Source organism: Paramuribaculum intestinale, from assembly GCF_003024925.1.
Taxonomy (GTDB): domain Bacteria; phylum Bacteroidota; class Bacteroidia; order Bacteroidales; family Muribaculaceae; genus Paramuribaculum; species Paramuribaculum intestinale.
The window spans coordinates 1-5,202 of sequence record NZ_PUED01000161.1 but is presented as its reverse complement, the minus strand read 5'-3'; the positions used below and the strand labels follow the sequence as shown (position 1 = coordinate 5,202).

4 protein-coding genes are annotated in these 5,202 nt (G+C 55.0%); all 4 read right to left on the bottom strand.

The window, feature by feature from the left end:
* A partial coding sequence (locus C5O24_RS10520) for a GH92 family glycosyl hydrolase (RefSeq protein WP_439331591.1) occupies positions 1–1,483 on the bottom strand: 1,483 nt, incomplete at its 3' end.
* A 260-nt stretch (positions 1,484–1,743) separates the two neighbouring features.
* Positions 1,744–3,027 (bottom strand): NAD(P)/FAD-dependent oxidoreductase, encoded by a 1,284-nt coding sequence (locus C5O24_RS10515; protein ID WP_107034903.1) that lies wholly within the window; start codon positions 3,025–3,027, stop codon positions 1,744–1,746.
* 32 nt (positions 3,028–3,059) lie between these two features.
* Entirely contained in the window at positions 3,060–3,572 is a 513-nt protein-coding gene (locus C5O24_RS10510) for a GNAT family N-acetyltransferase (RefSeq protein WP_161553886.1), read from the bottom strand.
* 23 nt (positions 3,573–3,595) lie between these two features.
* Positions 3,596–5,083: an oligosaccharide flippase family protein gene (locus tag C5O24_RS10505; RefSeq protein ID WP_107034905.1), complete on the bottom strand. Its 1,488-nt coding sequence runs from the start codon at positions 5,081–5,083 to the stop codon at positions 3,596–3,598.
* Between the last annotated feature and the right edge of the window lie 119 nt (positions 5,084–5,202).

Below are 5,202 nucleotides of genomic sequence, written 5' to 3'. Positions count from 1 at the left end.
GATACTCCAGAGCGTGCGAAACAGAATTATCACCCGACATATCGCCGGAATACACTCCGAGCGGCACATAAGCCTTCTCAAGATAGAGATCTATGTCGGGACGCATCGGATTATCTTTTCCGGGCGTCGTGGCCGAACGTTTCATGGCCTCATAGGCTGCATCGATATCGAAGTCGGTAAGTCCCTTCCGCCATGTATCCACAATCACCGGAAGCGACGGATCCCCCTCCATAGTGAATGTTTCGCGCCCATAAAGCTCCCATTTCGGCAACCACCCCCACTCCTTCGACATGTCGACCATCGATCGCACCATATCGATCTGACGTTCGGGATAGACGAGCGTCATAAGCTGATGAAGGTTGCGGTAGGTGTCCCACAGCGAGAATACCGTATATCGGTCATAGGTCGAATGTCCGTTTTCGGCACTCTCCATTTTCGGATACTGACCGTTGACGTCGTTGAGCACATTGGGATGAATCAGAGCATGATAAAGTCCGGTGTAAAACACCCGCTTCTGCTCGTCGCTGCCGCCCTTGACACGGATTCGGCCAAGATCGTCGTTCCAGATCTTCTTTGCGTCGGCTGCGATGCGGTCGAAAGTCAGACCGGCCTGCTCCTTGTCGAGATTCTCGCGGGCATTGGCCACCGACACAAACGACACACCCATTCTGACCTCCACCTGTTCGCCAGGCTTAAGATCATCGTAGCTATACCAATATCCTATGTCGTCGCCCGACAGTTCTCGGCCGTATTTCGTATAGAGTTTATATTTGCCGTTGTCGGGATCCCATGCTGCTTCCGGCCCCTCCATCTTGCGCTGCATTTTCCAGTAGCCCTGCGATGAAGGCGCCTTGCTGACACGCATCACGAAATAAATCGGAAACACTGCCTGGGCATTGTAGCAGAACGTGCCGAGCAACTTCGATCCCTCTATCTCCGTAGGGCTTACACGGCGCACTGTGGCTCCGCTCTCATTGGTCAGCCCCTCGCCGAGATTGATAAGTATATTGCCGCGGCCGCCGGGGAATGTATATCGCTCGGCCGAACTGCGCTTTGTTGCCGTCACTTCGGTGACGATATCATATTTCGTCAGACGATTTCCGTAATATCCCGGAGTTGCGGTTTCCTCCGTATAGGCCGAGCCATACTTGTGATAGTCCGGCTCCAGATCGCCGGTGGTGGCCATGGTCAGCAACGAGCCCAGTTCGGGACATCCGACTCCGCTGAGCGCTACATGGGCGTAACCGGTGAAAAACTTGTTGTTGAATTCGTAGGGGGTCGACCACCATCTCGCGTCCTTGTCATACACGTTGTCCGATGACCCCATCACATTGAAAGGCACCACCGACATCATGCCGTTAGGCACTATGGCTCCGGGATTGGTGGTACCGAAATTAGTGGTGCCGACAAAAGGATTCACATAGCTTGTGTAATCCTCGGCCGACGCCACCCCTGCCATGCCTAACGTCAGTATGGCGGCCATGGCTCTTGTTCGCAGTTTCAGCATATCTGGTTGATTATGGATTTTGTTTTTAAGGTCAGTTTCACGGTCGATTGTTGATTGCGGCCGATACAGTCGCCCTGCATCGCGTTAAAGTGCAAAGTTACAAAATAATGACGCCAGATGCAACCCCTTCGCCATAAAAAAACAAAACCATCAGACCACGCCTTATCAACTACGCGGTCGCTGCGGTATCGACCAACCGACACCGCAGATCATAGAACCCAGTGAATGAGGCGAGTTCAGCGCTCGCCCCAGCGGGAGCGGAGGGGATAGCGGGCGGTGTGGACGAGGAGGCGCAGGGAGGTGTTGTAGGTCCAGTAGGCCCACGTCCAGTTGAGCAGCACATTGGCCTTGTTGCGCATTCCGAGAATGGATATCAGATGGATAAACATCCATGCCAGCCATGCCGGCCATCCGTAGAGATGCATGTGTTTAAGATCGGCCACTGCAAGATTGCGGCCGACAGTGGCCATTGACCCCTTGTCGTTGTAGACAAAAGGCTCGGTCCAGCGGTCACGGTTGAGATTGTCGGCAAGGTGTCGCGCCTGCTGTATGGCCACCTGTGCAAGCTGAGGATGACCATGAGGGAAAGCCTCAGTGGCCATATACGCTATATCGCCCACCGCAAACACGTCGTCAAGACCTTTCACGCGATTGAAGCGATCCACTTCAAACCGGTTGCCCCTGACAAGCGTCGGTCCGGTTCCGCCCATATCGAAAGTCACTCCGGTCACTCCCGCCGTCCATATTACCATTCCGGCTGTCAGGCGTGTGCCGTCGTCGATGGTCACCTGCTCGTCGGTGTACTCTTTCATCACATGGCCAAGCCGCACGTCGACCATCAGTTCGCCAAGATATTTCAGAGCTTTTGCCGACGACTGCGGCGACATGGCGCCAAGCAGCTTGTCGGATCCTTCGAGAAGCGTGATGTTCACTTCATCGATATCGATCGAGGGATATTCGCGTTTGATGATATCGCGCTTCATCTCGCCCAAAGCGCCGGCGACCTCCACTCCCGACGGACCGCCGCCTACCACCACAAAGCTGAGCAGACGACGACGCAACTCGGCGTCGTGGGTGAGCGACGCACGTTCCAGACGGTCGAGTATCTCATCGCGCGTGCGCATCGCTTCCGAAACGGACTTGATGGTATAGACATACTTGATCAGCTCCGGATTGCCGAAAAAATTATTGGTTGTTCCGGCCGCTATTATCAGCCGGTCATAACTCAATGTTTCATACTGTGTCTGCAGCTCCTTACGATCCACATCAATACGCTTCACCTCGCCGAGGTGGAATCTCGCGCCCTTGACCTTACCCTTGCGCATCTCCCGCCTGAACGGAAACGAGATGCTCGCCGGATCGAGTCCGCTCGACGCTATCTGATAGAACAGCGGGGGAAACGAGTGAAAATTGTTGCGGTCAACGAGTATGACCTCGAAGCGGCGCTTATCAAGACCTTTTATGAGATTGAGGCCGGCAAACCCACCTCCGACTATTACTATACGCTCTTTGGTTTTCATATATCTTGAACAAATATTCAACGGTTAATGTTTCACAATTTCTTTTCAAAAGCCATGCGCTCGCCCGACGCATATCTGACCACTCCGCAGCCCGAATATCCCAGACGTTCAAGCATGCGGAGCATGGCTTCGTTGTCGTAATTGGTGTCGATCCGAATCGAGTGCATTCCCTCATCGACGGCATAATTTTCAAGACGACGCATCATCTCCGAGGCCACTCCCCTGCGCAAAGCCTCGGGCGCTACGGCCAGACGATGGACTGTCAGATACGGCTCACCATCGGTCAGCCATCTGCCGTCGATATTGTCGTAGGCCGCCTCACCGGTGAGCGGAGCCGAGCAATATCCCGACATCCGTCCCGACCGGTCGACAGCCACAATGGCTGTCCCGGCCGAAATATCGGCCTCTACATTGGCCGGCGACGGATACTCCATGCTCCACTGGCGTTTGCCGGCCGCAAGCATTCGACGGCGGGCAGCGTCGAGTATTCTCCACGCCTCGCCGGCATCGGCATCTGTCGCGTGTCGCAAAACTATCTCACTCATATAATTATCCAGATTATCACCCGTCATATATCTCGTTTGATCCTACATAACTCGATCCAAGATGCCGTCAGCGCTACCAGACACACCACTGCCTGCGCGGCGTATGCCCATACACGATCTGGCAGACCCGACGCCATGACCGCACACACTGCGATCGCCACCGATCGGCCGGCTATCGATAACGTTCGGCCTCCGGGTAAAACGCCGAAACATCTTCGGCACACCATTGCATAGACTGCTATATCAAGAGCATAGACCGCACACATCGCCACTCCGATCCCTTCAAGGCCTCCTGCGACATATCCGGCAGCTACAGCCGTAAAAACCGTCACCGTCCCATAAACACCTTCAAGCCGGAAATACAACCGACGGTGTCCCATAGCGAGCGGCACATACCCCAACGGATATGACACTCCTTTAAGCACCATTGCCACCGACAGCCATCGCAACATCGGGATCATGCCATCAAACTCACTACTGAAAAGCAACCCGGTCACCAGCGGAGCCATTGCCGACAACAGACACGACATCGGAGCCAGCACCGTAAGCACCGCACAGATCTGATGCTCCACCACATCACTCATGGCCTTACGGTCGCCAGCAAGAGCGCTGATTCTGGGGAAATAATCCATAGCCATAGCCATGAACACCAGAGATGCACACTGGGAGCTTACCGACGACGCGGCATTATACATGGCCACCGACGACTCGCCAGCCTCGGCACGAAGCCATACGTTGACTGCAAACGTCACACCTACCGACATAGCGCCTACAGCCATCAGCGACATGCCGCTACGCAGAAGCCGTCGCACAAGAGGCTTATGATCGCGCAGCCGCACTCCTACGCTACCTCCGTATCGCCGCAAACGACCCACGGCCCGCGAATAAAACCATAGCCCTGACAACGATCCGGCGATCATCGCAGGAACAATACCGTTGACCGAAAAAGCCCAATATAGCGGCACGGCCACAACTACCGACACGACGGTGGAACAGATCGTCGCGCCGGCCAGAGGCCGCAGCGAGCGCGTGGCCTGCAGCAACGCCTGACGTCCCGTGGCGGCCACACTCATGCCCACCATCAGCGACAAACACATGAAACCTACAGTATATTCATAGCTGCCAAAAGTCAGAAGGCTCAGCAACGGGCTCATCAACAAGCACAATATCGCGCCGCCTACGGCACAGAGATCCGTCAGCCGCCGACTGACCGTCGCCGCCACCCTGCAAGACTCTTCGTCGTCAGACATGCCGGAAATCTCCCTGACCACGGCAAGATTCAGACCCGCAACAGCTATCTGCTGCACCACAGCGGCAGCCGAAGCGTAAAGCGATGCGACGCCCATGCCGCCGACACCGAGCAACAGCGCCGCAGACTTGCCGCGTATCATTCCGGCAAGAATCTGCACAGCCTGCACCCCACCGTAAACGCCCATGGCACTGAATGCGCCACGCACGCTGTCGGCATATGATCTGGCCGTCTCCACTCCATTTTGTCTGCTTTCAGCCATAATAAACGACAAAATTAGCCAATCTCACCGAATTAACATAGCCCCATCCGATTTTTCGCAAAACAGTTTTTTAGAGCGTGAAGTCATCTTGACTTTTTGAATCTGTTAATGTGTTTAAG